Source organism: Janthinobacterium sp. EB271-G4-7A, from assembly GCF_020858075.1.
GTDB classification, from domain to species: domain Bacteria; phylum Pseudomonadota; class Gammaproteobacteria; order Burkholderiales; family Burkholderiaceae_D; genus Janthinobacterium; species Janthinobacterium lividum.
Genome location: NZ_JACYMI010000001.1, coordinates 312,785 through 339,512 on the forward strand (window position 1 = coordinate 312,785; position 26,728 = coordinate 339,512).

Below are 26,728 nucleotides of genomic sequence, written 5' to 3' on the forward strand. Positions count from 1 at the left end.
ATGAGCGAGCAAAATAAGCCGCTGGTCGGCGTCATCATGGGTTCGTCCTCGGACTGGGAAGTGATGCAGAACGCGGTTGCCATCCTGAAACAGTTCGGCGTGCCGTACGAAGCGCAAGTCATTTCCGCGCACCGCATGCCCGACGAAATGTATGCGTACGCGAAAAGCGCGCGCGCGCGCGGCTTGCGCGCCATCATCGCCGGCGCCGGCGGCGCGGCCCACCTGCCTGGCATGGTGGCCGCGATGACCATCGTCCCGGTACTGGGCGTGCCTGTGCCATCGAAATACTTGCGTGGCGAAGATTCCATGCTGTCGATCCTGCAAATGCCCAAGGGCGTGCCGGTAGCCACCTTCGCCATCGGCGAAGCGGGCGCGGCAAATGCGGCGCTGACGGCGGTGGCGATGCTCGCGGCCAATGACGACGCCCTGGCCGAAAAGCTGGAAGTCTTCCGTACCACGCAAACGGCCGCCGCCAAGGCCATGGTCTTGCCTGAATAATGTGTTTGAAAAATAATGAATAGTAAATCGACTTCCCCATTGCTGCCCGCCGCTCATCCACCGGCGTGGCTGGGCGTGATGGGCGGCGGCCAGCTCGGCCGCATGTTTGCCCAGGCCGCCCAGAGCATGGGCTACCAGGTAGCTGTACTGGAACCGTCCGATGCCTGCCCTGCGGGGCAGGTGGCGCAGCGCCTCGTCCATGCCGGTTATGACGATGTGGCGGGTCTCGACGCCCTGGCGGCACAATGCCTGGCCGTCACCACGGAATTCGAAAACGTGCCGGCCGACAGCCTGTCGCGCCTGGCCAACCACGTCTTCGTGGCGCCGGATGCCCACGGCGTGTCGGTGGCGCAGGACCGCATCGCGGAAAAGCGTTTCTTTGTCGACTGTGCGGGCAAGTCGGGCGTGCTGCCGGCGCCGCACATGGTCATCGCCACGCAGGACGACATCGATGCCATCGGCGACGACTTGCTGCCGGGCATACTGAAAACCGTGCGCATGGGCTATGACGGCAAGGGCCAGTTCCGTGTGCGCACGCGCGACGATGTGCGCGCCGCCTTCGCGGAAATGGGACAAGTAACTTGCCTGCTGGAAAAGATGCTGCCGCTGGCGTATGAAGTGTCCGTGTTGACGGCGCGCGGCGTGGACGGCGAATCGGTTGTGTATCCGATCGCCGAAAACGTGCACCGTGACGGCGTGCTGTTTACCACCACCGTGCCGGGCCCGAACGTGTCGGACGACTGTGCCGCCAAGGCGCAGCGGGCGGCGCAAGCCATGGTTGCCGAACTCGGCTACGTTGGCGTGTTGTGCATCGAATTTTTCGTGCTGGAAGATGGCAGCCTGGTGGTCAATGAAATGGCACCGCGTCCCCACAACAGCGGACACTACACGATGGACGCTTGCGTCACCAGCCAGTTCGCGCAGCAGGTGCGGGCCATGGCGCGTCTGCCGCTGGGCGACGTGCGCCAGCATTCGCCGGCCGTGATGCTCAACATCCTCGGCGACGCCTGGTTTGCCGACGGCAGCGATGTTGCCTGCGAACCGGCGTGGGATCAGGTGCTGGCGCTGCCGGGCGCCTGTTTGCACCTGTATGGCAAGGATGACCCGCGCCGTGGCCGCAAGATGGGCCATCTGACCCTGATCGCCGCCACCTTGTCGCAAGCGCAGCAGCGCCTGCATGACGCTTGCCTGATCCTGGGAATCGCGCCGTGAGCGTGCCCGCACAAGACCTGGCAGCGGCCGCTGCCGTGCTGGAGGCGGGCGGCCTCGTCGCTTTCCCGACGGAAACGGTGTATGGCCTGGGCGCCGATGCGGAAAACCCGGCCGCCGTGGCACGCATCTATGAAGCCAAGGGCCGTCCATCGGACCATCCCGTGATCGTACACGTGGCGCCCGGCGCCGACTTGGCGCACTGGTCCGACGACATTCCCGTGGAAGCGCAGCAACTGGTGACTGCCTTCTGGCCTGGTCCGCTAACCCTGATCGTCAAGCGCGCCGCGCATATCCCCGACGCCGTTTCCGGCGGCCAGGACACGGTGGGTTTGCGCTGCCCATCGCATCCGGTGGCTATCGCATTGCTACGCACCTTCAAGGGCGGCAACGGCGGCCTGGCGGCGCCGTCGGCGAACAAGTTCGGCAATGTCAGCCCGACCACGGCGCAACATGTGCGCGATGAATTCGCGGCGGAACTCGATAGCGGCTTGCTGGGCCTGGTACTCGATGGCGGGCAGAGCGACGTGGGCATCGAGTCGACCATCGTCGACCTGTCGCGCCTGGCCACACACGGTCCCGTGCTGTTGCGTCCCGGCCATATCAGCAGCGAGCAGATCGCTGCCGTCATTGGCCGCGCACCGGCCGTGGCGGACGCAGCTGCGCCGCGCGCCTCGGGCACCCTGGAATCGCACTACGCGCCGCACACGCCTGTTGCGATGCAACACAGCGACGACGTGGGCGCTACCTTGAACCGCCTGCTCAATGACGGGCGCCGCGTGGCCCTGATCCACTACTCGGATCTGCCGCCGGCCAGCGCCAGCGTACGCCTGGCGGCGATCCCGGAAAATTACGCACATGCGCTGTATGCCTCGCTGCGCACGATGGACCAGGTCGGTGCCGAGCTGATACTCGTCGAAGCACCGCCCACCGGCCCCGCGTGGCTGGGCGTGAATGACCGCTTGCGGCGTGCCGCGTTCGGCTCAAGTGGTATCTTGCAGCAATTCCTGTCCCCATCATAAAAAGCCCCGCAAGGGGCTTTTTCTTGATGCAGCGCAATAGAGATGCTTGCCACGAAACATAGTAAATCCTCCATAATTCAGCGGATCGCCCGGTTGTGACAGGGCACCGGCGGTGTTGTTATTCCGTTGATTTTTAAAACATATTTTCTATACAAGCCTGAGGAACGATGGCATATTAGTTGGGTAGCGAATAGCACGCCCGTTCGTTTAGAAACCAGAAAAAAGACCGAGGAGACAAAATGCATCAAACAAAATTCGCGCTGGCCGTGCTGGCTGCGGCTGTCCTGGCAGGTTGCGGCGGTGCCAGTGGCGGTGATCAAACCTTGAAAGTCAAATACACGGCGCAGGTGTCGTTCGGCGACAGCCTGTCCGACGTCGGCTCGTATGCCGTGGGTACGGTGGCGGCGAAAGGTGGCGGCAAGTTCACCATCAATGGCGACAATACCAAGATCAATCCTGAACTGACGGGCAAGAACTGGACCGAGCACCTGGCCGCGCAATTCGGCTTGGCCGCGCCATGTGCTGCCGAGACTGGGTTGGAAGGCAATGCGGCGCAGGGCTTGGCCGTTGCCCGCGTCAAGCATGCAGGCTGTTTCGGCTACGCCATGGGTGGTTCGCGCGTGACCAATCCGGTTGGCCCGAATAACAAGGCGACGGGCAGTCCGCTGGGCGCCCTGACCGTGCCCGTGGTGACGCAGATCGCGAACCACCTGGCTGTTTCCGGCGGCAAGTTCAGCGGCACGGAAGCCGTTTTCGTGATGGCAGGCGGCAATGACGTGCTGTATCAGCTGGGCGCATTGCAAACGGGCGCGACTGCCGCTGGCCAGGCTGCTGGCGCGGCCGCTGGCGCGCAGGCCTTCGCCACCAACCTGACCATGGCCCTGGCGGCCGGCGCCACCAACCCTACCACGGCAGCGGCTGCCATCGGCGCCGCCGTCAAGACGGCCAGCGCGGCGCCTGGCGCCACGTCGGCGACCATCGTTGGTGCCGCCGTGCAAGCTGCTGTCATTGCCGGTAATACGGCCGTCGCTTCGCCTGCCGTATATGGTCCGCTGGTCGCCAAGGCGCAAGCCGATGCGACGGTGACGGGCAATGCTGCCGGCGCCAAGGCTGGCGCCGATTACGCTGCGGCTCAGGGGCCTTTGCTGGTTGCCGCCATGAAACAGGCTGGTAGCGAACTGGTGGCGCTGGTCAAGGACCAGGTCATTGCCAAGGGCGCCAACTATGTGGTGGTCAACAACCTGCCGGACGTGGCCGGTACGCCATCGGGCTTGAGCAAGGATGCCAACACCAAGGCGCTCATCAATGCCATGGTCAGCGCCTTCAATGGCGAACTGAGCGCCGGCTTGAACGGCAATGCGAAAGTCTTGCTGGTCGACGTGTTTGCCGTCAGCCATGACCAGGGCACCAATCCTGGCCCGTATGGATTGACCAACGTCAGCGAGACGGCATGCGACCTGAGCGCGCCGGGCAATATCCTGGGCAGCTCGCTCGTGTGCAATGGCTCGAACCTGAAAGCGGGCGACGTCAGCCACTACTCGTATGCCGACGATGTGCACCCTACGCCGTTCAACAACCTGTTGCTGGCCCGTTATGTGGCCAAGGACATGGTCGTGCGGGGCTGGCTGTAAGGGATGGCCGCACCGGCTGTGCCTGGGAGGCGCGGCCGGTGCCGGCAGCGACAAGACTCGAAAGCGGAACACTTCGCACATATTGAATCAGGAGACAAGATGAAGAATCGTTTGAATACCGCTGTACGCGTGCTGGCCGCGGCAGCCGCGATGGCCATGGCGACGGGCGCTTCGGCGCAAAGCGCAGGCACCTGGATGGCCAAGGCTGGCCTCAACAAGATCACGCCGCACGTGGACAGTGGCGACATTTCCGCGCCGGCACTGCCGGGCACCAAGGCCGACGTCAAGTCGGATACCAAGCCCATCCTGACCTTTGCCTACATGATCACGGACAATGTTTCCGCTGAAATGATCCTGGGCGTGCCGTACAAGCATGACTTGATCGGTGACGGTTCCATCAAGGGCACGGGCAAGCTGGGGACGGCGGAAGCCTTGCCGCCGACGGCCTTCATCCAGTACCGTTTCTTTCAGCCTAATGCGATGATCCGCCCTTACGTGGGCGCGGGCTTGACGTATGCATATTTCCAGAAGGAAAAAGGCTCGGGCCAGATGACGGCCTTGCTGGATCCGGGTGGAAAACCAGTGACCTACCGCATGGACAACAAGCTGGCTGGCAGTCTGGTGGTCGGCAGCACCTTGGCCATCAATGAGCGCTGGTTTGCCGACGTGGCCGTGGTCAAGACCTACCTGAAAACCAGGGCGAAATTCTCGACGGGGCAGACGCAGGATATCAAGCTCGACCCGGTTGCCGTGAGTGTCAGCATCGGGTACAAATTTACCCTGTAAAACAAAAAATCCGCCTCGGCGGATTTTTTTTTCCCGCTCAGGCTGGCGGTGTATTGAACTTTCCATTGTGGAAGATCAAGGGCGGCTGCGCGGCAAACGCGCATTGTTCCACTTCACCCACGAAAATGACGTGGTCGCCTTCCGGGTAGCGGCTGCGGTTATGGCATTCGAACCAGGCCGATGCGCCTTTCAGGATGGGCTGGCCCGTGCGCGACAGTTCGTATTCCACGTCGTCGAAGGGATTGGGCGTGCGGCGTGAAAAGCGCTGCGCCAGTTCCGCCTGGTCGGCGCCCAGCACATTGATGACGTAGTGCGAGTTGCCGCTGAAAATGGGCATGCTGTTCGCCACGGAACCGAGGCTCCATAGCACCAGGGGCGGCGACAGCGAGACGGAATTGAAGGAACTGGCCGTCAAGCCCCGGAAATTGCCGTCGGCCAGGCGCGTCGTAATGACCGTCACGCCGGTGGCAAACTGCGACAGTGCCTGACGGAAATGTGTCGTATCGAATTCTTGCGCTGGCGCGCGGGGAGAGCGTGTGTTCATGGGTGACCTGTCTATTTGCTGACATTATGCCAAAAATCGGCCGCGCCAGCGCAATCGTGGCCAGCATGCCCCTATGTGCGGTGCTTCACGCGCCGTTTCAAGCGGCGCTGCAGGCCATGGCGCTTTACGTTACAGTGGTGAAATGATACGTCGCAGAGGCGTTGCAGGAGGGCATCATGAATGAGCAGACGGAAGTGGCGGTATTGGGTGGTGGCTGTTTTTGGTGCCTCGCTGCCGTGTACGCGGAAGTGCGCGGCGTGACGCGCGTCGAGTCCGGCTACACGGGCGGCAGCGTGCCCAACCCCACGTATGAACAGATTTGCACGGGCGATACGGGCCACGCGGAAGTGGTGCGGCTGGAATTCGATCCTGCTGTCATCCCTTACCACGACTTGCTGGAAATCTTTTTTACGCTGCACGATCCCACCACCCTGAATCGGCAGGGCAACGATGTCGGTACGCAATACCGTTCCGTCATCCATTACCAATCGGCCGGGCAGGAAAGCGTGGCGCGCAAGGTACTGGCCGAAATGGCCGGCGTGTGGGATGCGCCCATCGTCACGCAGCTGGCGCCGGCAGCCACCTTTTATACGGCCGAGGATTACCACCAGAATTATGTCGAGCAGCATCCCTTGCAGGGCTATTGCGCCCTGGTCGTCGTGCCCAAGGTGGAGAAATTCCGCGCCATGTACGCGGGGCGCCTGAAGTGATGCCCAGCGTGCCTGTCAGCTGGCGAGCACGGGCGCCGTCTTGGCGTCCTGCGCATACATATAGTTGCGCGACCAGGGCAGGGTGGAAGAGCGCCGGCCCGCCTTGACGCAGACGATCTGGTACAGGCTGATCAAATCTTGCTCGAAGGCATAGGCACAGCCGGCCAGGTAGACATGCCAGATGCGGAAGCGCCGTTCGCCCGCCAGCGGGCGGATCTGCTCGGCATGGGCTTCAAAATTCTCCGTCCACAGGGCGCAGGTGCGCGCATAGTGGCGCCGCAGGTTTTCCACGTCCAGCACTTCCAGTCCCCCTTGCTGCATGGTCTTGAGCACATTGCCGATGTGCGCCAGTTCGCCGTGCGGAAACACATATTTTTCGATGAATTCCCCGCCGCCATACGGCGTTTCGCCATTGTCAGGATCGGTCGAGGTGATGCCGTGGTTCATCGCCATGCCATCGGGCGCCAGCAGCTTGTTGATGATGGAAAAGTAGTCGGGCAAGTGTTTCAAACCCACGTGCTCGAACATGCCCACGCTGGTGATGCGGTCGAACTGGCCCGTCACGTCGCGGTAATCCTGCAGGCGGATGTCGATCAGGTGGGCCAGGCCGGCCGCCGCCACGCGCTCGCGCGCCAGCGCGTACTGGTTTTCCGACAGGGTCACGCCCACGCAGCGGGCGCCATATTGTTGTGCGGCACGAATGACGAGGGCCCCCCAGCCGCAGCCGATGTCGAGCAGGGTCTGGCCCGGCTGCAACTGGATTTTTTTCAGGATATGGTCGATCTTCTTGACTTGCGCCTGCGCCAGGGTTTCATCGCCGTGTTCGAAATAGGCGCAGGAATACACGAGGGCGGGGTCGAGAAACTGTTCGTAGAACGCGTTCGACACGTCGTAGTGGTAGCGGATGGCTTCGGCATCCTTGCTCTTGTCATGCGTAAAGCTGCGCACGATGCGCGCCAGCTTGCCTTCCGGCTTCAAGGTATTGCGGGCCAGGGCATTGCAGATGGAAATCATGTCCATCGCCGTGCCCTTGACCTCGATATTGCCTTCCACGTAGGCCGAGCCCAGGTTGGCCAGCGACGGGTTCAGCAGATAGCGGGCCGAGGCGACGGTCGGCAGGCGGATGGTGACTCTGGGCGCTTCGCTGGACAGGTCGACATGCTGGCCATTCCACAATTCTATGCGTAGCGGCAAGGCGGTCTTGCTGCGGATGCTGGCGATCCAGGACTTGAGTTGGTTTTGTACAAACAAAATGGCCTCCAATGCAGCAACCCCAGCTGGGGCCGCAAATTGAGAAACAATGTCATTTAGTAACTTCTACCCTCATAGCCTACACCTATATTGACCAGCTTGCTTTGCGCCGCCTTGTTTATCCTGCTCAGGGTTGCAAGCGCTGCATGCTCCATTGCCCATCAGCACCGCGCGTAAACACGATGCGGTCGTGGAAGCGCGAACGGCGTCCCTGCCAGAACTCGATGCGTTCCGGCTGCAAGCGGTAGCCGCCCCAATGGGCCGGACGCGGCGGCTGCGCGTCGCCGATGGCGGCGGCCACGGCCGCGTAATGGCTTTCCAGCTCGGCGCGGCTGGCGATCGGTGTACTTTGCTGTGAGGCAATCGCCGACAGCCGGCTTTGCACGGGACGTACATTGAAATACTCGTCGCTCTCGGCCGCCGTGGTTTTCACCACCGTGCCCTCGATGCGCACTTGCCGCTCCAGCTCGCGCCAGAAGAACAGCAGGGCGGCGTTTGGATTGTGCTCGAGCTGCTGGCCTTTGTCGCTGTGGTAATTCGTATACCAGGTAAAGCCCCGTTCATCGAACTGCTTGATCAGTACGATGCGCGAGCTGGGCTTGCCATCAGGCGTGACGGTGGACAAGTCCATGGCGTTCGGCTCCATCACCTGCGCGTTGACAGCCTCGGCAAACCATTTCTGGAACTGGGCGATGGGATCGGCCAGTACATCCGTCTCGTTCAGGCTGGACTGGACGTAATCGGTACGCATGGCCGCCAGCACGGCGGCCGCGTCCGGCACTGCGGCTTCTGGCGCATCGGGCGCGATGCCGCGGCGGCGCTGCATGGCCGTGCCCAGCTGTTCCATCTGTTGCGCGCTGAACAGGCGCTTGGCCATGGGCGCCAGTTGTCCCTCTTCCTTGGCCATGTGGGCCTGGTAGGCGGCGGCATAGTCGCGCACGCCATCATGCGACAACTGCGAGTCCGTGCCGGCCGCGATGGCGTCCAGTTCCGGGCGCAGGGTCAGCCAGGCCTGGTCCATGCGCTGATGGTCGGCCAGGATTTCCGGCACCAGGGTGGCCAGCAAGGCGGCGTCCTCGCCCGTGGCCGTCGCCTGCAGCATGGGCATCAAGTCCTGCTCTTCATCGTCATGGTGCAGATGGGCGGCTTTATTAAAGTATTGCAACACGGCCTTGGCCGCCTGCTGCGCTTCCGGCGTGTTGCCATTCTGTCCCAGGTGGCCCAGCAGGTTTTGCAAGGTCGTCAACTGCTTGCGGATCTTGTCGTGGCAATGCTTGAGCACGGCGATGGGCTGGTCAAAGCCGGGAACGGAGTCGAACAGGGGAGAGGTCATGGCGTGTTCTCGTGGTGGGCGGTGTGGGGGCGCGGCGACAATGCAGCTTGTCGCTGTGTCAATTCGGCTATTTTAGAATATCCGCCAGCGCAGTGTCCGTTAAAATGGCGCCATGCATACCTCCACCAATGAACTAATTTCCATGGACTTGACCGAGATCGATTTTGAGCGGCGCTTCGGCGGCATTGCCCGCCTGTACGGCGCCCCCGCGTTGGCACGCTTCCGCGCCGCGCATGTGTGTGTGATCGGCGTGGGCGGCGTCGGTTCCTGGATCGTCGAAGCGCTGGCGCGCAGCGCCGTCGGCCGCCTGACCCTGATCGACCTGGACAATGTTGCCGAATCGAATATCAACCGCCAGATCCAGGCTATGAGCGACACCATCGGCAAGGCCAAGATCACGGCCCTGGCCGAACGCATCGAACTGATCAACCCGTTTTGCCAGGTCACGCAGGTCGAGGATTTTATTACCCCTGATAATCTGGACCAGTTGCTGGGTGGGTGCGATTTCGACTATCTCGTCGATGCTATCGACAATGCCAAGGCGAAAGCGGCCGTGATCGCGTATTGCCGCGCACGCAACATTTCCATGCTGACCATCGGCAGCGCGGGCGGGCAGACGGACCCGACCTTGATTGCCGTGCGCGACCTGTCGAAAACGGAACAGGAACCGCTGCTCAAGCGTGTGCGAAAACTGTTGCGCACCGAATATGGTTTCCCCCGTGGCGTGAAAAACAAATTCAATGTCGACGCCGTGTTTTCCATGGAACCGTTGAGCACACCCGAGAGCGCGGAAGCGTGCGCCATCGATGGCGCGCCCGCCGGCGTCACGGGCCTGAACTGTGCCGGCTTCGGTTCCAGCGTGGTGGTGACGGCCAGCTTCGGCATGGTGGCGGCCGCCCATGCGCTGAAAAGCTTGCGCCAGGACAAAGTTGCTGAAGTGCCAGCGCCAATGCCAGTGCCGGACGCCGCCTAGGTTAATTTCCTGCTGGCCAGGATGCGGTAGTCGCCGCTGCTTTTGAACGATTCCACCAGCACCAGCTCGTCCGCTTGCCAGGCGATGGGCGCGAAGTCCTGGCTGGCCGGTGGCGGCGCCTGGCGCGCCAGTGTCACGTGCGGCGTAAAGCGGTCGTGCTCGAAGCGCGGCGCCAGCCCCTGCTCCATCAGGCCGTGCATGCAGGCCGCGCGCACGTCCAGCAGGGCGGGAGAGGGCTGCGCCAGGGCGGCCCAGGCCAGCGCCAGCTTGGGGAAGTGGCTGGCGTGATCGAACAGCAAGGGCATGGGACGCGCCGGCAAGTGCGCCAGGATGTCCAGCAGGGCCGGCAGCTCGCTTGCCGGGCGCTGGCCCAGGAAAGCCAGGGTCAGGTGCAGCTTGTCCGGGCGCACGGGCTTGCCGTCCAGGCGCGCCTGCCAGGCGGCCAGCGCCGCGCGCGTGGCAGCATCGGGCCACAGGGCGTAAAACAGGCGGGGGCAATGGGTATCGGGCGACAAGTTTTTCCTATCGTTGCGGCGGTTTGCTATTATTGGCGTTCCCTGCCAGGTTCGTAGGTGCAGGGATCTCACCGAAACTCACTGAAAGAATACATCATGACGCGTAGCTCCGTTTTGTTTGCCCTGATCTGCTCCGTCGCCGCGTCGCTGGCGCAGGCACAGGCGCCAGCGCCTGTTCCCGCCTCCGCCGTCTCGCTGAGCCCCGGCCCTGTCGCCGATAAATTGATTCTGATCGACAACAAGGTCGGCACGGGCAAGGAAGCGTCCGCTGGCAGTAATGTCACCGTGCATTACACGGGCTGGCTGTACCGTCCCCTGGCGAAAGATTCGCGCGGCAAGAAGTTCGACAGCTCCGTGGGCCGTGGCCCGTTTGACTTCCCGCTCGGCAAGGGCATGGTCATCAAGGGCTGGGACCAGGGCGTGGCCGGCATGAAAGTGGGCGGCAAGCGCACCCTGATCATTCCAGGCGAACTGGCCTATGGTCCGCGCGGCGCGGGTAACGGCGACATCCCGCCGAACTCGGCACTGATCTTCGACGTGGAATTGCTGGACGTTAAGTAATTGTTCAGTTTGGCGGCGGCGCATGCTCGCGCCGTCGCTAAAAGCGGTAGACTGGGGTTTCTTGAAATAGCGGAGCCTCCTTCCATGAACATCGCCAACGACGTCACTGAACTGATCGGCAACACCCCCCTGGTGCGTATCAACCGCATCGCCGCCGGCAGTGTGGCCACCATCCTGGCCAAACTCGAATTCTATAATCCCGCGCACAGCGTCAAGGACCGCATCGGCCTGTCCATGATCGTCGCCGCGGAAGCCGCAGGCAAGATTCATCCCGATACCGTCATCGTCGAGCCCACCAGCGGCAACACGGGCATCGCGCTGGCCATGGTCTGCGCCGCGCGCGGCTACCGCTGCACCCTCGTCATGCCCGACACCATGAGCCGCGAGCGGCGCATCCTGCTGCGCGCCTATGGCGCCGAGCTGGTGCTCACGCCCGGCAGCGAAGGCATGCTGGGCGCCATCCGCAAGGCCGAGGAACTGGTGGCAGCCGATCCGCGCTACCTGATGCTGCAGCAATTTAACAATCCCGCCAATCCCGCCATCCACCGCGCCACGACGGCCGAGGAAATCTGGCGCGATACGGATGGACAAGTGGACATCGTCATCGCCGGCGTGGGCACGGGCGGTACGATCACCGGCATCGGCGAAGTGTTGAAGGAACGCAAGCCTGGCCTGCAAATGATCGCCGTGGAACCGGAAGCGTCGCCGATGCTGTCGAAGGGGACCAAGGGCCCGCATCCGATCCAGGGCATCGGCGCCGGCTTCGTGCCGCAGATTTTGAACACGGCCATCTACGACGAAATCATTTGCGTCAAGAATGACGACGCGTTTGCCACGGCGCGCCTGGCCGCCAGCGACGAAGGCTTGTTGGTCGGCATCTCGTCGGGCGCCGCCCTGTGGGCCGCCCTGCAAGTGGCGCGCCGCCCGGAAAACGCGGGCAAGACCATCGTCACCATCATCCCGTCGTTCGGCGAGCGCTACTTGAGCACTGCTCTGTACGCAGGCCTGGGCGACTGATTCAATAGCAGCGGCAGGGCTATCCTTTCCGCCAGCGCCCGGTTGCCTGCATCGCCCGGGTGCAGGTGGTCGCCCGAGTCGTAGGCGGGCAACAGGCGCAGCGGATGCGCGGGATCGCGCGCCCAGGCATCGAAGTCGAGTACGGCGTCGAACGTGCCGCTGTTGCGTATCCACGCATTCAGTTGCTGGCGCAGCGCATCTTTTTCTGGCTGGTAATAGTCGCTCAGGGGCGTGCCGGGCAGGGCGCCTGCGAACGGCGTCAGGGTGGCGCCGACCACGCGCACGCCGCGGCTGCGGGCCTGGGCCACCAGCTGGACGTAGCCGCTGCTCAGTTCCTCCAATGTCGGCCGTTTTTCCCGTGGCGCAAACGCCGTGCCGGGCCAGCTGATGTCATTGATCCCCAACAAGACGACCACCGAGCGCACGCCCGGTTGCGCCAGCACGTCGCGCTCGAAGCGCGCCAGGGCATTGACTCCCATTCCATCGGACAACAGCCGCGCACCGGAAATGCCCGCATTGATCACGGCCACGCCCTGCGGCGCCAGGCGTTCGGCCAGGAAATCGGGCCAGCGCGCATCCATCCCCAGGCTGGCGCTGGCGCCATCGGTAATCGAATCGCCAAGGATGGCCACGGCTTGCGTCCCCGGCGCCGCTTCCACCTCGATGGCGCTGAGCAAGAGGCGGGCCGTGGTGGTCTGCACGCCGGCTTGTGCATCATCGATGCGCGCGGCCCGCGTCTGGTCATGCGGGGCGATCCACGCCGTCTCGCGGCCATCCCAGTGAAACGTGGAGACGGGACTGGCTTGCGGCAAATGGATGCTTACCGTCAGCCGGGCCAGGTCCGGCACGGACAGGTCGACGGGGTCGCTGATGATCGGCGCGCCCGGCGCCACGCTGGCCGAGGGTTGGCCGGAAAACGTGAGCGTGCGCAGGCTGCCGGGTTTGATGGCTGAGCCGGACGCGGCCAGGGCCACGCTGGCCGCGCCAATGCGCAGCGGCACCTTGCCATACGCATTCGACAGCACGATGCGCACGCGCGGGCCGCCCACGCTGAGGCGCGCCACCTGGCGCACGGTTTGCCCGTGCAGCACGGCGGGCACATTGCTGGGGAACAGGTAGTCGCTGCTCCACACGGCTTGCGGGCTGGCCGTCCAGCTGGCCAGCCAGGTGGTATCGGTGTTGGCGGCCTGGACAGGGCTCGTGCCGAGTGCCAGGCTCAGCAGAGCGGCGGGGAGGAGGGAGAATCGTTGCATGGCGGTTCGCTTCATCAAGGGGAATGTGCGCATGATGAAAGCAAAGCCATTTATGCACTAGACTATCTCATCGAAGAACATTTATGAGTTGAATTCACAATGGCCAGACTGGAAGTGAACCGTTCCGGCGAGCTGGAAGTGTTTGTGCGCGTGGTGGAACTGGGCGGCTTTTCCGCCGCCGCGCGCGCCTGCGGCATGACGCCTTCGGCCGTCAGCAAGCTCGTCTCGCGGCTGGAAGAGCGCCTGGGCGCGCGCCTGTTGAACCGCTCCACGCGCCAGCTGCAACTGACGGCCGAGGGCTGCGGCCTGTATGAACGGGGCCGGCACGTGCTGGCGGCCCTGGACGAGGCCGAGCGCTGTGCCGGTGTGCAGGATGTGCCGCGCGGAAAGATCAGGGTCAATGCGAACGTGCCGTTCGGCCAGCATTTTTTGCTGCCGCTGGCGCCGCTGTTTCTGGAACGCTTTCCGGAGGTGACGCTCGACATCGAGCTCACGGATGCAGTGGTCGATATCCTCGAGCAGCGCACGGATGTGGCCGTGCGGGCCGGGCCCCTGAAAAGTTCCAGCTTACTGGCGCGCAAGCTGGGCCAGACGCGCATGGTGATCGTGGCGTCGCCAGCCTACCTGGCGCGGCGCGGCACGCCGTTGACGCCCGCCGAGCTGGCATCGCACAATCTGCTCGATGCCAATTACGCGCGCGCCCGCTCGGGCTGGCCGCTGCGCTTGCCTGAAGGCGACATCGTCATGCCGGTCACGGGCAATGCGCAGGCGAGCGATGGCGAAGCCTTGCGGCAACTGGCGCTGGCGGGCTTGGGACTGGCGCGCCTGGCTGCCTTCCAGGTGCGGGCCGATATCGCGGCCGGCCGTCTGCTGGCGCTGCTGGAAGAATGCAATCCCGGCGACAGCGAAGAGGTGCATGCCGTGTTCGTGGGGCAAGGCGGGCATGTGCCGCTGCGCGTGCGCGTCTTGCTTGATTTCCTGGCGCAGAATGTCGACCTGGGCTGAGCGTGTCCAGGCGCAATAGGCTACAGGCGGACACGGCAGCGCAGTACAATATCGGACGGGCCGCAATGGTTCGGCCCGTATTGTGCCTTTGAATGGAAATATGTTCCTGGTAAAACCTGAACGCCGCCGCCTGCTGCAGGTGGGCGCAACCGTGGCTGTTATCGCGCTGGGCCTGGCCTCGCGCGCCTATCCCCAATTCGTCCCCGCCGCGCTCGGCAAGTATCCGGGCGACGCCCTGTGGGCCATGATGATTGTCTTTGCGCTGGGCATCGTTGCCACGCGTATGCGCACCTGGCAACTGGCCTTGTGGTCTCTGCTGATCTGCTTTGCCGTGGAATTCGGCCAGCTGATCCAGGCACCGTGGCTCGTCGCGCTGCGCGTGCATCCTCTGGGGCACCTGGTACTGGGTTCCGCCTTCGGCTGGGTCGACCTGATCGCCTACACGGCGGGCGTGGCGATCGCGGCGCTGGTCGATAAAGCGGCGCTGTTCAAGCGCCGCTAGCCTTATTTGACGTTACCCTCAGCATCGCGCAGTTCCACCGGCGCCAGTTTGAGCTTGGACAATTGCGGGGCGATCTTCGCCTTGTCGCCCACGCCGATGACGATCAGCTTTTCCGGCTGCAGGTATTTTTTCGCCACCTGCTGCACCTGCTTGTCCGTCACGCTGGCAAAGCGCTGCGGCAAGGTCGTGTAATAGTCGAGGCCCAGGCCGTAGATATACGCGTTCGCCATGCTTGCGCTGATGCTGGCATTCGTGTCGAACTGGCCCGGCAAGGACAGCACCTGCGAGTTGCGCGCATTCGCCAGTTCCTTGCTGCTCAAGGGCTTGGCGATCATGGCGCGGATTTCCTTGACGGTTTCCGATACGGCCGGGCCCGTCACATCGGTGCGCACGCTGGCGGCAATCGAGAATGGTCCAGGCTGATTGCGGTACTGGAATTGCGAGCGCACGCCATAGGTATACCCCTTTTCTTCGCGCAAGTTGGTGTTCAGGCGGCTGGTAAACAAGCCGCCCAGGGCCGCGTTCATCACTTGCAGCGGCGCGTAATCGGGCGTGGCGCGCGGCACGGCGATGGCGGACAGGCGCACGGCCGTTTGCGGCGCGCCCGGCTTGTCGACCATAATCAATTTTGCCTGCGTCGTCTGCGGCGCGGCGGCCACGGACTGCGCCACCGTGCCGGCCTTCCAGCTGCCGAACTTCGCTTCGGCCAGTGCCTTCAATTCCGCCTCGCCGATATCGCCCGAGACGATCAACGCCGCATTGTTCGGCAGGTAATGCTGCTGCCAGAAACCCTGCAGGTCGGCGCGGCTGGCCGCCTTCAGCGCCGCTTCCGTGCCCAGCTGGATGTAGCCGTAGGGATGCTGCGGGCCATACAGGGCCGTCGCTTCCACGCGGGCGGCCACGGCTCCCGCGTTTTCGCGCTGCTGCGCCAGTTGTCCGATGCGGCTGGCGCGCTGGCGCTCGACTTCCGCTTGCGGGAATTGCGGGTGCAGCACCACGTCGGCCAGCACGTCCAGCGCTTGCGGGAGCGTGGCTTTGAGCGACGTCAGCTGGGCAAACGAGGCATCCGTGTTGGAACCGGTGCTCAGCAGGGCGCCCAGCTGCGCCACATCGTCGGCGATCTGCGGTGCGCTGCGCGTGGCCGTGCCTTCCTGCAGCAACTGCGCCGTAAAGCTCGACAAACCAGGCTGCGCCAGCGGATTGGCGCCCGAGCCGCTTTTGATGACCAGCTGGCTGGAAACCAGCGGCACGGCCCCGTTGTAATGGTGGATCACGGTCAAACCGTTCGCCAGGGTGAACGATTTTCCTTGCGGTAAAACAATCTTCGGTGCGGGACCGGCCTTCGGCACGGCATTGCGCCATGGTTCGTCCGCATTGATGGCCGTGCCTGGCGCAGGCTTGACCTTGCCCGGCGCCGGCGTTGGCACTTCCGCGCCCAGGTCCGGCTTGCCCGGCACGCCGTAGACGACGACGCGCGACTGGTTTTTCAGGTACTGGTCGACGGCGCGCTGCACGCCGGCGGCCGTCACCTGGCGGTAGCGCTCGATATCCTTGGCCAGGTAGCCGGGGTCGCCCAGGTACTGGTTGTATTCGTTGAGCAAGTTAGCCACGCCGCGTCCGCCCATTTTTTCCACCTGGCTCAGCATGGTGGTCTCAATGCTGTTGCGCGCCCGCTCCAGTTCCTTCTCGGTGGGGCCCTTGGCGCGCAATTGCTCCAGCTCCGCCTGCAAGGCTTGTTCGATTTCCTCGGGCTTGTGGCCCGGGCGCGCCGTCGCGTCGATGGTGAAGATGGAGGTGAGGGCGTTCGAGCCCTGGCTGGCGCCGACATCCTGGGCGATCTGCTTGTCGTACACGAGGGACTTGTACAGGCGGCTGGACTTGCCGCCGGCCAGGATGTGCGCCGCCATTGACAGTTCCGCGTCATCCCTGGTGTAGGCGGACGGCGTCAGCCAGGCCATGAAGACGCGCGGCAATTCCACCCGGTCCTGCACCACGATGCGGCGTTCCTGCGTGATGGGCGGCGTCACCACATTCGGTTTCGGCACGGCCGGGCCGCTCTTGAAGCTGCCAAAATACTTGTTGACCAGTTCCTTGGTCTTCGTCTTGTCGATATCGCCGGCGATCACCAGGCTGGCGTTGTTGGGGCCATAGTATTTGGTGAAGAATTCCTTGATGTCGGCCAGTTTCGCGTTCTGGATATCCGCGTGCGAACCGATGACGCTGGCGTAATACGGGTGGGTCTTGGGAAACAGCTGGTGGTACAGGGCTTCCTGCACGATGCCGTAGGGCGCATTTTCCACGCTCTGGCGGCGTTCGTTGCGCACCACATCCTGCTGGTTCGTCAGCGCCGTCTGGTCGAGCACGTCAAGCAGGTAGCCCATGCGGTCGGAGTGCGTCCACAGGGCCAGTTCCAGCTGGTTCGACGGTACCGTGTCGAAATAATTGGTGCGGTCGAAATCCGTGCTGCCGTTCGAGTCGGTGGCGCCCGCGCCTTCGAGCAACTGGTCGGCCATGCCGCGCGGCACGTGCTTGGTGGCGGCAAACATCATGTGCTCGAACAGGTGGGCAAAGCCCGTCAGCCCCGGCGCTTCATTCGCGGGACCCACGTGGTACCAGATATTGACGGCCGTGACGGGCAATTTATGGTCTTCCACGAGAATGACGTCCAGGCCGTTGGGCAAGGTGTATTTTTCATAGGCGATGTGCGGCACGGCCGTCGCGCCCAGGGGCGCCGTCGCGGCCGCATCGGCGGCGTGGGCGAGAGTGAGCGGGGCGCCGTACAGCGACAGCAGCAGAGCGGGGAGGGCCAGCAGTTTGATCGGTTTCATGCATGCTTCCAGGGATAGGTGGAGAAGACGCTGCTGCTCGCTCGTGGCTGGCGCAGCGCGACGGTGCTACGTTCAGTGCTACGGTCGGTGCTACAGTCTATACAGCAGGGCCGCGCCGCCCAGCACCAGCAGCGCGCTGGCAATGGAGACGATGGCCGCGGCGCCCAGCAGGCGCCATTCGCGCGGCGTGAAGCCGACGGTTGGCGCCGTCGCATTATCGGCAGGGCCGGCCAGGGCGGCGGGCGGCAGTGCAGGCAAGCCGCCCGCCGCGCGCGCCTGCGCCGCCAGCGCTTGCGTGGCGGCGTCCAGCAAGGCCAGCTGGCGCTCGACGGTTTCCGCCAGCACGGCTTCGTTCAGCGCCACGAGGGCGAATATCGGGTCATCGACGTCGATCTTGATGCCCGTCTTGTCGAATACGTGGCTGCGCAGTTTGTGCTGGTCCATCTACCACTGCACCTTGTCGAGCTGTTCGAAGATGTCGCGGTAGACGACCTTGATGCGCTGCTTTTCCATGATGTTGAACTTGTCGTTCTGCAGCACTTCCTGCATCGTCAGGCGCGCCGTGTTCATCTTCTTGACGTCCGCGCCGAAGGTGTCGGGATTGCGCTGGCTCAAGGTAATGCTGCCTTTCACGCGCACGCGGTTGTCGGCGTACGACTGCGACTCGATAAACTGCTTGCCGGACGCCGATTGCAGCAGGCCGAAATGTTCGTTTTGCCACAGCACCAGCGGCACCTTCGTCGATTGGGCTGTCGCCACAAAACCCGTGGCCGTGTCGTGCAGGGTGTCGCCGCCGCCGACGATGGTGTGGATATAGACCTTGCGGCCCGATTCTTCCAGCAGCGAAAAACAATCGTTTTCCAGCAGGTAGCCCATCAGCGGCGAAAACGTGTTCGCGCCATTGTCGATCACGCAGTTGCCGTCCGTTTCGAGAATGTCGATCATCAGCGCGTCGAAGCGTTTCGGGTCGATGTTGCGCGCATCCGTCATCACGGGCACATGCTTGACGTTCATCGCCTTGTAGCGCGAGAACGTGGCGTTTTCCTGATCGGTGTCATAACAGCGCAAAGGCGTGTCGTCCTTGCCGCCTATCCACTGGGCCAGCAGGGTAGAGACGAGGGTCTTGCCGATGCCGCCCTTGCCCTGCAGGATGAAATGTACCGTGTTTTGCATTGCGACTACTCCAAGTTGTTGCGTCAGTGACAATCAAAGATCCGTGACAGCGGCGCACGCGCCCGGCCAGGCCACGACTGGCATTTTTACCACAATCCTTTGCAAATATGCCATGCGGAACAGCGAATCTGGTTATGATGTTAATCAGGATACCATTGATACAGAGCAAGTTTTGTGTGAAAAATGCACCCCAGAGTGTGAACGAGGACGCAGTGCCGATCTCCAGTCTCGATAAAGCCGACATTGACCGTCTGAATCAGCAAGCCCTGGCTTGCCTGGTCGGCAACCGCCGCCAGGCGCGCCGGCTGGCGCAGATGGCGCTGGCGGCGGCGCAACGACAACAGTATGCGCGCGGCGGCGCGTATGCGGAACTCAATCATTGCTGGCTGGCGTATTACGCGGGCGAGGCCGAACCGTCGTGCGAGCGTCTGGGCGCGTATTTCCAGCAAAGCGGCGACCTGGAAGGGGGCATGGAAGTGGCCGCCCTGCAGGGCGCGTATGCGAGCCGGCGCGGCGATTTTGCCGATGCCGAGCAGCATTTCCTGCAGGCGCGCAGCCAGGCCGCGCAGATACCCGACTCCCTGCACAAGTTCATGCTGTACGCGCGCCTGGGCGTCGATGCCCTGAACCGTGGCGATACGCAGGACGGCCCGCGCAATTTCCTGCTGGCGCTCGACATCGCCGAGCGTTTCGGCAGCCCCGCGCACCGGGTCAACAGCCTGTCGAACCTGGCGTCGTCGCAGCATGACCTGGGCAACGATGAAGACGCCATCCCCCTGCTGGTCGAGGCGCTCGAGATCATCGGCACGCAAAAGCTCAAATACCAGCAAACCATCGTTTCGGCCAACCTGGCCATGTGCCTGCTGGCCACGGGCAAGCCGGCCGAGGCGCTGGCGCTGGTGGAACCGTTTTACGAGTGGCCGGAAGAAGACCTGGCCGTGCGCGCCTTTTTGTTCTGTATCGCCGCCCACGCCGCGATCCTGCTGCGCCAGCCCGACAGCGCCCTGCAATTGCTGTTGCGGGCCGAAGAATATGCGCGCCGGGGCCAGGACCTGGAAGAGCAGATGCATGCGTGGCTGGTGCGCGGCAAGCTGGACTTGCACGCGGGCCAGACGGCGCAGGCGCTGGCGTCCCTGACGCAGGCGCACAGCCTGCTGAGCTGGACGCGCAATCCGTTTCACCAGCAGCAGATCCTGCGCGGCTTGTCCGATATCAATGCCCAGCTGGGCGAATGGCAGGCGGCGTATGGTTTCCTGCAGCAATACCAGGCCGCCTACGAGGCCAGCAGCAAGTCGGCGCGCGCCTCGCGCAGCCTGATGCGCAACCTGGAAAAGGAAATGCACAGCCTGAAAGCCGAGCGCGACAAGGCGCTGGAGCTGCAGGCGGCGCGCGAATCGGAAAACGTCAAGCTCGAGCACCTGAACCGGGAACTGGCGCACCAGATCCTGCATGTCAATTCCCTGCAGGACAGCCTGAAGGAACAGGCCATGCGCGACCACCTGACGGGTCTGTACAACCGCCGCCATTTTGAAACCTGCCTCAACGCCATCCTGCACGAGGCCGATGCGGATGCGCCCGTGGCCATCGCCATCATCGACCTGGATTTTTTCAAGCGCGTCAACGATACCTACGGGCACAACTTTGGCGATGAAGTGCTGATCCAGTTTGCGCGCCTGGTGGAAAGCCAGCTGCGTGGCAGCGACATGGTGTGCCGTTATGGCGGCGAGGAATTCTGCCTGCTGTTGCGCGAAGCAGACAGCCTCATCGCGGCGCACAAGATCGACGATATCGCCGCGCGCTACCGCCAGTTGCTGATCCGGCAGGCGCCGCACAGCCTGTCCGGCTGCACCTTTTCGGCCGGCATCGCCGAATATCCGCGCCACGGCGCCGGCCGTCACGAATTGCTGATGCGCGCCGACAGCGCCCTGTACGCGGCCAAGCAGGCGGGCCGCGACCGCGCCTGCATCGCCGCCGCTACTGGATAAAGCGCAGCAGTTCGCGCAAGGCGTGCGCCACGGCTTGCTCGCGCACGGCCTGGCGGTCGCCCGCGAATACCAGCCGCTGTGTTTGCACGCGCCCGTCCATGGCCCAGCCGAAGCAGACGGTGCCGACGGGCTTGCCCGGCACGCCGCCCGTGGGGCCGGCGATGCCCGTGGTCGAGACGGCCACCTGGGCCTCGCTGTGGGCCAGGGTGCCCCGCGCCATGGCGGCCGCCACTTCCTCGCTGACGGCGCCGTGCGCGGCGATCAGCTCGGCGGGCACGCCCAGCATGCCGGTCTTGGCCCCGTTGGAATAGGTGACGAAGCCCCGTTCGAACCAGGCGCTCGAGCCTGAAATATCGGTGACGGCCTGCGCCACGCCGCCGCCCGTGCACGATTCGGCCGTGGCCAGCAGCAGGCCCTTCGCCTGCAAGGCCAGGCCGACTGCGGTGGAGAGGGGGACGAGTTCGTTGCTCATGGATGACTCCTGCATGCGGTGAAAATGGTGGCAAGACTGTAGCATGGCCAACGGTAAAAGAAACTTTCCCCGGTACCAGCGAAAATGCGTACACTCTTTTATACATTTGCTACCACTTCGGGCTGGCAGGCGCTCTGTCGCTGCGCCACCCTGGTGCGCATCGCTCGAACAGGCAAGCGGCATGGTGCCGCGCCTTCGTATAGCATTATCTTTACTCGGTTGTCATGGTAATTCTGAACTGGACCTGGTGGCGTCATCCTGGCCCCCTGCGCTGCTCCGCGCGCGGTGCTGGCCGCCGCCCTCTCCGCTGGGAGTGGCTATTGCTGCTCCTGGGCGTGCTGTGTATCGAGGCGCGGGCGCAGGTGCCGGGGGAGCTGGAACGCCAGGTCAAGGCCGGGTATCTGTACAAGTTTGCCGGCTATGTCGAATGGCCCGACGGCAGCTTTGCCCGGCCCGACTCTCCGCTGGTGATCGGCGTGGCGGGCGCCGATGCGCTGGCCGAGCAGCTCGAACAGAGCGTGGCCGGGCATAGTGTCAACGGCCGCGCCGTGCAGGTGAAAAAAGTGCGGCGCGGCGAAGCGCTGGCCGGGCTGCACGTGCTGTACCTGGGGGCGCTGGATAAAACGGCGCTGCAGGAGATGCTGGCCGCCAGCCGTGGCCTGGCGTTGCTGACGGTATCCGATTCGGATGAGGTCTACGCGATGGGCAGCATGATCAATTTTGTGATGGCCGAAGACAAGGTGCGCTTCGACGTGGCCCTGAAACCCGTGGCGCAGGCGCATATCCGCATCAGCGCGCGCATGCTGCTGGCCGCCTACCGCGTGCAGACGGGAGGCGCCTAGATGATACGACTGCGTTCCATCCGCCACAAGCTGATGTCGGTGGTCTTGCTGACCACCCTGGTGGCGCTCGTCATTTCGCTGGGCACCATCGTCGTCTACGACTTGCGCGCCTACCACCGCAACCTGGTGGCCGACATCAGTACCCAGGCCGAGCTGCTGGGGCACATGAGTTCGGCCGCGCTGGCCTTCGACGACGAACGCCTGGCGCTGGAAAACCTCAACCTGATGCGCATCCGCCCGCGCGTGACGGCCGGCGCCCTGTACAAGGCGGACGGCAGCCTGTTTGCCAGCTACCGCGCGAACCAGCATGTGGGCGAGCTGCCGGCGAAGGCGGGCAAGGAAGGCGAAAGCATCCAGGGCAGTTCGGTGGAATTGTTCAAGCCTATCGTCGACAATGGGGAACTGCTGGGCACCGTGTATTTGCGCGCCGATTACGAGCTGGCCGGCCGCACGGCCGATTATCTGGCCATCGCCCTGAGCGTGACGGTGCTGGCGCTGCTGGTGGCCTTGCTGCTGCTGCGCCGCCTCGATTTCGTCATCACGCAACCCATCCTCGATATCGCCGACGTGGCGCGCGAAGTGATCGAGACGGGCGACTATTCGCGCCGCGCGCGCAAGCTCAGCGTCGACGAAGTGGCGCAGCTGGTCGATTCCTTCAACAAGATGCTGGCCGAGATCGAATTGCGCACGCAGGCGCTGGAGCGCTCGAACGGCGAGCTGGCCAGCGAAGGCGAACAGCGCACCGAGGCGCAGCAGGAAGTCATGCGCCTGAACCAGGAACTGGAAGTGCGCGTGCACGAGCGCACGATGCAGCTGGAAATGACGAATGGCGAACTGGCCATGGCGATGGAAGAGGCGCGCAGCGCCAACTATGCCAAGTCGGCGTTCCTGTCATCGATGAGCCATGAATTGCGCACGCCGCTCAACGCCATCCTGGGCTTTGCGCAAATCCTCAGTTCCGACCGCCTGCCGTCGACCCTGGAGCAAAAGAAGGAATTTGCCGGGCATATCCTGAAATCGGGGCGCCACCTGCTGACCTTGATCAATGAAATCCTCGACCTGGCCAAGGTGGAATCGGGCACGGTCAGCCTGTCGCTCGAACCCGTGGGCCTGGACGCCATCTTGCAGGAATGCCGCGACATGATCGCGCCGCTGGCCAGCCAGCGCGGCATCGGCATGGCCTTTCCCGACACCTGCCCCCTGAACGTGCTGGCCGACCGCACGCGCCTCAAGCAGATTCTGTTGAACCTGCTGTCGAATGCGCTCAAGTACAACCGCGAGCAGGGGCAGGTGGCCATCGATTGCGCGCCGCAGGCGGGCGGCCGGGTGCGCATCAGCGTGCGCGACACGGGCGTGGGCCTCGATGGCGAACAGGTGGCGCTGCTGTTCCAGCCCTTCAACCGGCTGGGGCAGGAAGGCGGCACGGAAGAAGGCAGCGGCATCGGCCTGGTGGTCACCAAGCGCCTGGTGGAGCTGATGGATGGCAGCATCGGCGTGACCAGCGCGCCCGGCGAGGGCAGCACGTTCTGGATCGAGCTGCGCGTGGTCGATGCCTTGCCCGCGCCCGCGCCCCCGGCCTTGCCGCGGCCGGACCTGGCCGGGGCGCTGCTCGAACACAGCGCCCCCGTGACCTTGCTGTACGTGGAAGACAACCCCGCCAACCTGACCCTGGTCGAGGAAATCGTGCGCTACTGCCCGCAATTGCAGCTGCTGACGGCAACGGATGGCCGCCTGGGCGTGGATATGGCGCGCACGCATTTGCCGCAGCTGATCCTGATGGACATCAACCTGCCGAACGTGAATGGCACGGATGCGCTGAAACTGCTGCGCGCCGATCCGCGCACGGCGCACATCCCGGTCATCGCCCTGACGGCCAACGCCATGCCGGGCGACGTGGAGCGCAGCATGGCGCTGGGCTTTTACCGCTATCTGACCAAGCCGATCAACCTCGATGAATTTACCGAGGCGATCAACAGCACCCTGGCCTACGTGGCGCAGCAGCGCCGGCAGAAGGGAACGGGCGCGCCATGATCAGCCAGGCCGATATCTATGCGGCGAAAATTCTCATCGTCGACGACCAGGAAGTCAATCTGCGCCTGCTTGAGCATCTGCTGCAAAGCGGCGGCTACACGGCCATCACCAGCACCCTCGACGCGCGCGCCGTGGCCGGCCTGCACCAGCGCCACCAGTTCGACCTGATCATCCTCGACCTGGTGATGCCCGGCATGAGCGGCTACGACGTGATGGATGCCTTGCGCCCGCTGGAACTGGAAGGCTATTTGCCCGTGCTGGTGATCGCCGCCGACCCGGACGCCAAGCTGGCGGCGCTGGAAGCGGGGGCGCGCGATTTCATCAGCAAGCCGTTTGACGCGCTCGAAGTGCTCACGCGCATCCGCAACATGCTCGAAGTGCGGCTGCTGCACCGCGCCGCGCGCCACTACAATACCCTGCTCGAACGCACGGTGGGCCAGCGCACGGCGGAACTGCAGCGCTTTCGCGGCGCCATGGACGCCACCACCGACGCCATCTTCCTCGTCGACGTGCTGGGCATGACCCTGGTCGACGTCAACGATGGCGCATGCCGCCTGCTCGGCTATGCGCGCAGCGAACTGCTGGCGCTGGCGCCCGGCACCTTGCTGCCGTCGCCGCCGGCCCCGCCGCTGGCCGCGCTGCCGGGCGGCCCGGCCCACCTGGCCACGGAAGTGACGGAATGCGAACTGGTGCGGCGCGACCTGAGCCTGGTGCCGGTGGAGCTGGGCTGGCACTGGTATGCGCAGGCGCCCGTGGCGGGCGGGCAGGGTGCGGGCGGCCTGCTGCTGATCGCCGTGGCGCGCGACATCAGCGAACGGCGCCAGGCGCAGGAGCGTCTGAAGCACCTGGCCCATTACGATGGCTTGACGGGGCTGCCGAACCGCAGCCTGTTTTACCAGACCCTGGCCCAGGCCGTCGAACTGGCGCAGGAAAAAAGCTGGCGCATCGTGGTGCTGTTCATCGCGCTCGACCGCTTCAAAAGCATCAACGACACCCTGGGCGCGGCGCTGGGCGACGAACTGCTGCGCCAGTTCAGCAACCGCCTGGTCGAATGCGTGCGCCTGCGCGACACCGTGGGACGCCTGGGCAACGACGAATTCGCGCTGATACTCACCATGAGCCGCAACCAGCAGGAAGCCGTGGCCGTGGCGAACCAGGTGCGCGAAGCCTTGCGCGCGCCGTTCGACTTGCGCGGCCACGCGGCCACCCTGACGGCCAGCATCGGCATCGCCATGTACCCGGACGACGCCACCGACCCGGAAACCCTCATCAAATACGCGAATACGGCCATGGGCGGCGCCAAGCAGGCGGGCCGCGACGGCTACCGCTTTTTCACGGCCGGCATGAACGTGCAGGTGCTGGCGCGCCTGGACCTGGAACTGGCGCTGCGCCATGCGCTCGAACACGAGCAGTTCATCCTGTACTACCAGCCCAAGGTGGATTTGCGCACGGGCCGCATCAGCGGCGTGGAAGCGCTGCTGCGCTGGCGCCGTCCCGGCTACGGCCTGGTGGCGCCGGCCGAATTCGTGCCGGTGCTGGAAGACACGGGCCTGATCGTGCGGGTGGGCGCCTGGGTGATCCAGGCCGCCTGCCGCCAGATCGCCGAGTGGCGCGACAGCGAAGTGGGGCCCGTGCACGTGGCCGTGAATGTGTCGAGCCGCCAGTTTGCCGAAGGCGACCTGGAAGGCGAAGTGACGCGCGCGCTGGCGCAGCATGGCGTGGCGCCGGAATTGCTGGAACTGGAACTGACGGAAACGGCGCTGATGTCGAACGCCGAGCGCACCATCGTCGTGCTGGGCAAGTTGAAGAAAATCGGCGTGAAGGTGGCCATCGACGATTTCGGCACCGGTTACTCGAGCCTCGCGTATCTGCAGCGCTTCCCCATCGACAAGCTGAAAATCGACATCGCCTTCGTGCGCAACATCACCAGCAATCCGAACGACGCGGCCATCGCGCTGGCCATCGTCAGCATGGCGCACAGCCTGAAACTGAGCGTGGTGGCCGAGGGCGTGGAATCGCGCCCGCAGCTGGAATACCTGCGGCGTAACCGCTGCGATGAAATCCAGGGTTTTTATTTCAGCCGCGCCCTGCCGGCGCTGGAACTGGGGCAGATGATCGTTGCCGGCGCCGGCCTGCCGCCCGGCCACGACCCGGCCGCGCAGCCTGCGCAAACCCTGCTCATCGTCGACGACGACGTCAACGTGCTGTCGTCCCTGCACCGTTTGTTCCGTCCCGAAGGCTACCAGATTCTCACGGCCAGCACGCCGGCCGAAGGGTTTGAAATGCTGGCCCTGCACAGGGTGCACGTGATCGTCTGCGACCAGCGCATGCCCAGCATGAGCGGCACGGAATTCCTCAGTAAAGTAAAAGAGCTGTACCCGGAAACCATCCGCATCATCCTGTCCGGCTACACGGGCCTCGAAGCCGTGCTCGACTCGATCAACCGGGGCGCCATCTACCGTTTCTATACGAAACCGTGGGACGACACCCAGCTGCGCGACAACATCCGCCTGGCCTTCCAGCACTACTGGATGGTGAACCAGCCGGGGCTGGCGCGGATGGCGGTGCGCTGATTCGGCGGATTCCT

General features: G+C 64.1%; 24 protein-coding genes. 15 read left to right on the plus strand and 9 right to left on the minus strand.

Annotation, left to right across the window (positions count from 1 at the left end):
- The 5 genes from purE to IGS58_RS01515 all read left to right on the plus strand — a co-directional run bounded on the left by purE (nt 1) and on the right by IGS58_RS01515 (nt 5,146).
- Entirely contained in the window at nt 1–498 is a 498-nt protein-coding gene (gene purE, locus IGS58_RS01495) for a 5-(carboxyamino)imidazole ribonucleotide mutase (protein WP_070254646.1), read from the plus strand.
- A 15-nt stretch (nt 499–513) separates the two neighbouring features.
- Nucleotides 514–1,710, plus strand: coding sequence for a 5-(carboxyamino)imidazole ribonucleotide synthase (locus IGS58_RS01500; RefSeq protein WP_230520499.1), 1,197 nt, complete (start codon nt 514–516; stop codon nt 1,708–1,710).
- On the plus strand, nt 1,707–2,729 hold the full coding sequence (locus tag IGS58_RS01505; RefSeq protein ID WP_230520500.1) for an L-threonylcarbamoyladenylate synthase: 1,023 nt from the start codon (nt 1,707–1,709) through the stop codon (nt 2,727–2,729). The genes IGS58_RS01500 and IGS58_RS01505 overlap by 4 nt, the downstream gene beginning before the upstream one ends.
- 239 nt (nt 2,730–2,968) lie before the next feature.
- Nucleotides 2,969–4,360, plus strand: a complete 1,392-nt coding sequence (locus IGS58_RS01510; protein ID WP_230520501.1) for an SGNH/GDSL hydrolase family protein — start codon at nt 2,969–2,971, stop codon at nt 4,358–4,360.
- 99 nt (nt 4,361–4,459) lie between these two features.
- Nucleotides 4,460–5,146 carry an OmpW/AlkL family protein gene (locus IGS58_RS01515; RefSeq protein WP_230520502.1) on the plus strand — a complete coding sequence of 229 codons (687 nt, stop codon included), beginning with the start codon at nt 4,460–4,462 and terminating at the stop codon, nt 5,144–5,146.
- 37 nt (nt 5,147–5,183) lie between these two features.
- On the opposite strand, the gene IGS58_RS01520 is transcribed toward IGS58_RS01515, so the two are convergent.
- Entirely contained in the window at nt 5,184–5,690 is a 507-nt protein-coding gene (locus IGS58_RS01520) for a flavin reductase family protein (protein WP_230520503.1), read from the minus strand.
- Between the two features lie 176 nt (nt 5,691–5,866).
- Between IGS58_RS01520 and msrA the strand changes: the two genes are divergently transcribed.
- Entirely contained in the window at nt 5,867–6,400 is a 534-nt protein-coding gene (gene msrA, locus IGS58_RS01525; RefSeq protein ID WP_230520504.1) for a peptide-methionine (S)-S-oxide reductase MsrA, read from the plus strand.
- Between the two features lie 15 nt (nt 6,401–6,415).
- On the opposite strand, the gene IGS58_RS01530 is transcribed toward msrA, so the two are convergent.
- Nucleotides 6,416–7,651 carry an SAM-dependent methyltransferase gene (locus IGS58_RS01530; protein WP_151097234.1) on the minus strand — a complete coding sequence of 412 codons (1,236 nt, stop codon included), beginning with the start codon at nt 7,649–7,651 and terminating at the stop codon, nt 6,416–6,418.
- 127 nt (nt 7,652–7,778) lie between these two features.
- Nucleotides 7,779–8,984: a pyridoxamine 5'-phosphate oxidase gene (pdxH, locus tag IGS58_RS01535; protein WP_071653644.1), complete on the minus strand. Its 1,206-nt coding sequence runs from the start codon at nt 8,982–8,984 to the stop codon at nt 7,779–7,781.
- Between the two features lie 112 nt (nt 8,985–9,096).
- On the opposite strand from pdxH, the gene IGS58_RS01540 reads away from it, so the two are divergent.
- Entirely contained in the window at nt 9,097–9,957 is an 861-nt protein-coding gene (locus IGS58_RS01540) for a tRNA threonylcarbamoyladenosine dehydratase (protein WP_070254641.1), read from the plus strand.
- On the opposite strand, the gene thpR is transcribed toward IGS58_RS01540, so the two are convergent.
- Nucleotides 9,954–10,472, minus strand: coding sequence for an RNA 2',3'-cyclic phosphodiesterase (thpR, locus tag IGS58_RS01545; RefSeq protein WP_070254640.1), 519 nt, complete (start codon nt 10,470–10,472; stop codon nt 9,954–9,956). The genes IGS58_RS01540 and thpR overlap by 4 nt on opposite strands.
- A 96-nt stretch (nt 10,473–10,568) precedes the next feature.
- Between thpR and IGS58_RS01550 the strand changes: the two genes are divergently transcribed.
- Together IGS58_RS01550 and cysK are read left to right on the plus strand one after the other, a co-directional pair.
- On the plus strand, nt 10,569–11,033 hold the full coding sequence (locus IGS58_RS01550) for an FKBP-type peptidyl-prolyl cis-trans isomerase (protein WP_034780576.1): 465 nt from the start codon (nt 10,569–10,571) through the stop codon (nt 11,031–11,033).
- Between the two features lie 84 nt (nt 11,034–11,117).
- Nucleotides 11,118–12,050, plus strand: a complete 933-nt coding sequence (gene cysK / locus IGS58_RS01555; RefSeq protein WP_034780574.1) for a cysteine synthase A — start codon at nt 11,118–11,120, stop codon at nt 12,048–12,050.
- Here the strand turns inward: cysK and IGS58_RS01560 are convergent.
- Nucleotides 12,011–13,303, minus strand: coding sequence for an SGNH/GDSL hydrolase family protein (locus IGS58_RS01560; protein WP_230520505.1), 1,293 nt, complete (start codon nt 13,301–13,303; stop codon nt 12,011–12,013). The genes cysK and IGS58_RS01560 overlap by 40 nt on opposite strands.
- Before the next feature lie 99 nt (nt 13,304–13,402).
- Between IGS58_RS01560 and IGS58_RS01565 the strand changes: the two genes are divergently transcribed.
- Complete coding sequence (locus tag IGS58_RS01565; RefSeq protein ID WP_230520506.1) at nt 13,403–14,308, plus strand: LysR family transcriptional regulator; 906 nt, start codon at nt 13,403–13,405, stop codon at nt 14,306–14,308.
- 100 nt (nt 14,309–14,408) lie between these two features.
- Nucleotides 14,409–14,810, plus strand: coding sequence for a ribosomal maturation YjgA family protein (locus tag IGS58_RS01570; RefSeq protein ID WP_230520507.1), 402 nt, complete (start codon nt 14,409–14,411; stop codon nt 14,808–14,810).
- A 2-nt stretch (nt 14,811–14,812) separates the two neighbouring features.
- On the opposite strand, the gene IGS58_RS01575 is transcribed toward IGS58_RS01570, so the two are convergent.
- From IGS58_RS01575 to IGS58_RS01585, 3 genes are all read right to left on the minus strand, one after another.
- Nucleotides 14,813–17,638, minus strand: a complete 2,826-nt coding sequence (locus tag IGS58_RS01575) for a M16 family metallopeptidase (RefSeq protein WP_230520508.1) — start codon at nt 17,636–17,638, stop codon at nt 14,813–14,815.
- A 90-nt stretch (nt 17,639–17,728) separates the two neighbouring features.
- Nucleotides 17,729–18,082, minus strand: coding sequence for a hypothetical protein (locus IGS58_RS01580; RefSeq protein WP_070254636.1), 354 nt, complete (start codon nt 18,080–18,082; stop codon nt 17,729–17,731).
- Nucleotides 18,083–18,811, minus strand: coding sequence for a hypothetical protein (locus tag IGS58_RS01585; RefSeq protein ID WP_034780566.1), 729 nt, complete (start codon nt 18,809–18,811; stop codon nt 18,083–18,085).
- Between the two features lie 212 nt (nt 18,812–19,023).
- On the opposite strand from IGS58_RS01585, the gene IGS58_RS01590 reads away from it, so the two are divergent.
- The gene (locus IGS58_RS01590; protein WP_034780832.1) at nt 19,024–20,796 is read left to right on the plus strand and encodes a GGDEF domain-containing protein; all 1,773 of its coding nucleotides are present in this window, start codon (nt 19,024–19,026) and stop codon (nt 20,794–20,796) included.
- Here the strand turns inward: IGS58_RS01590 and IGS58_RS01595 are convergent.
- A complete protein-coding gene (locus tag IGS58_RS01595) occupies nt 20,786–21,268 on the minus strand; it encodes a CinA family protein (RefSeq protein ID WP_070281668.1) in 483 nt (160 codons plus the stop codon). The two genes, IGS58_RS01590 and IGS58_RS01595, sit on opposite strands and share 11 nt — an antisense overlap.
- Before the next feature lie 320 nt (nt 21,269–21,588).
- On the opposite strand from IGS58_RS01595, the gene IGS58_RS01600 reads away from it, so the two are divergent.
- The 3 genes from IGS58_RS01600 to IGS58_RS01610 are packed head-to-tail and all read left to right on the plus strand — an operon-like array spanning nt 21,589 to nt 26,714.
- On the plus strand, nt 21,589–22,110 hold the full coding sequence (locus IGS58_RS01600; protein ID WP_034780562.1) for a YfiR family protein: 522 nt from the start codon (nt 21,589–21,591) through the stop codon (nt 22,108–22,110).
- Nucleotides 22,111–24,141: an ATP-binding protein gene (locus tag IGS58_RS01605; RefSeq protein ID WP_034780560.1), complete on the plus strand. Its 2,031-nt coding sequence runs from the start codon at nt 22,111–22,113 to the stop codon at nt 24,139–24,141.
- The gene (locus tag IGS58_RS01610) at nt 24,138–26,714 is read left to right on the plus strand and encodes an EAL domain-containing protein (protein ID WP_034780557.1); all 2,577 of its coding nucleotides are present in this window, start codon (nt 24,138–24,140) and stop codon (nt 26,712–26,714) included. Before IGS58_RS01605 ends, IGS58_RS01610 begins: the two co-directional genes overlap by 4 nt.
- The last annotated feature ends 14 nt before the right edge of the window (nt 26,715–26,728 follow it).

Coding starts and splice junctions, on each gene's coding strand:
- IGS58_RS01520 (WP_230520503.1), bottom strand. CDS start 5,690: ATGAACACACGCTCTCCCCGCGCGCCAGCGCAAGAATTCGATACGACA.
- cysK (WP_034780574.1), top strand. CDS start 11,118: ATGAACATCGCCAACGACGTCACTGAACTGATCGGCAACACCCCCCTG.
- IGS58_RS01565 (WP_230520506.1), top strand. CDS start 13,403: ATGGCCAGACTGGAAGTGAACCGTTCCGGCGAGCTGGAAGTGTTTGTG.
- IGS58_RS01595 (WP_070281668.1), bottom strand. CDS start 21,268: ATGAGCAACGAACTCGTCCCCCTCTCCACCGCAGTCGGCCTGGCCTTG.
- pdxH (WP_071653644.1), bottom strand. CDS start 8,984: ATGACCTCTCCCCTGTTCGACTCCGTTCCCGGCTTTGACCAGCCCATC.
- IGS58_RS01560 (WP_230520505.1), bottom strand. CDS start 13,303: ATGCAACGATTCTCCCTCCTCCCCGCCGCTCTGCTGAGCCTGGCACTC.
- IGS58_RS01550 (WP_034780576.1), top strand. CDS start 10,569: ATGACGCGTAGCTCCGTTTTGTTTGCCCTGATCTGCTCCGTCGCCGCG.
- IGS58_RS01585 (WP_034780566.1), bottom strand. CDS start 18,811: ATGCAAAACACGGTACATTTCATCCTGCAGGGCAAGGGCGGCATCGGC.
- IGS58_RS01540 (WP_070254641.1), top strand. CDS start 9,097: ATGCATACCTCCACCAATGAACTAATTTCCATGGACTTGACCGAGATC.
- msrA (WP_230520504.1), top strand. CDS start 5,867: ATGAATGAGCAGACGGAAGTGGCGGTATTGGGTGGTGGCTGTTTTTGG.
- purE (WP_070254646.1), top strand. CDS start 1: ATGAGCGAGCAAAATAAGCCGCTGGTCGGCGTCATCATGGGTTCGTCC.
- IGS58_RS01570 (WP_230520507.1), top strand. CDS start 14,409: ATGTTCCTGGTAAAACCTGAACGCCGCCGCCTGCTGCAGGTGGGCGCA.
- IGS58_RS01605 (WP_034780560.1), top strand. CDS start 22,111: ATGATACGACTGCGTTCCATCCGCCACAAGCTGATGTCGGTGGTCTTG.
- IGS58_RS01510 (WP_230520501.1), top strand. CDS start 2,969: ATGCATCAAACAAAATTCGCGCTGGCCGTGCTGGCTGCGGCTGTCCTG.
- IGS58_RS01580 (WP_070254636.1), bottom strand. CDS start 18,082: ATGGACCAGCACAAACTGCGCAGCCACGTATTCGACAAGACGGGCATC.
- IGS58_RS01575 (WP_230520508.1), bottom strand. CDS start 17,638: ATGAAACCGATCAAACTGCTGGCCCTCCCCGCTCTGCTGCTGTCGCTG.
- IGS58_RS01610 (WP_034780557.1), top strand. CDS start 24,138: ATGATCAGCCAGGCCGATATCTATGCGGCGAAAATTCTCATCGTCGAC.
- IGS58_RS01515 (WP_230520502.1), top strand. CDS start 4,460: ATGAAGAATCGTTTGAATACCGCTGTACGCGTGCTGGCCGCGGCAGCC.
- IGS58_RS01500 (WP_230520499.1), top strand. CDS start 514: ATGAATAGTAAATCGACTTCCCCATTGCTGCCCGCCGCTCATCCACCG.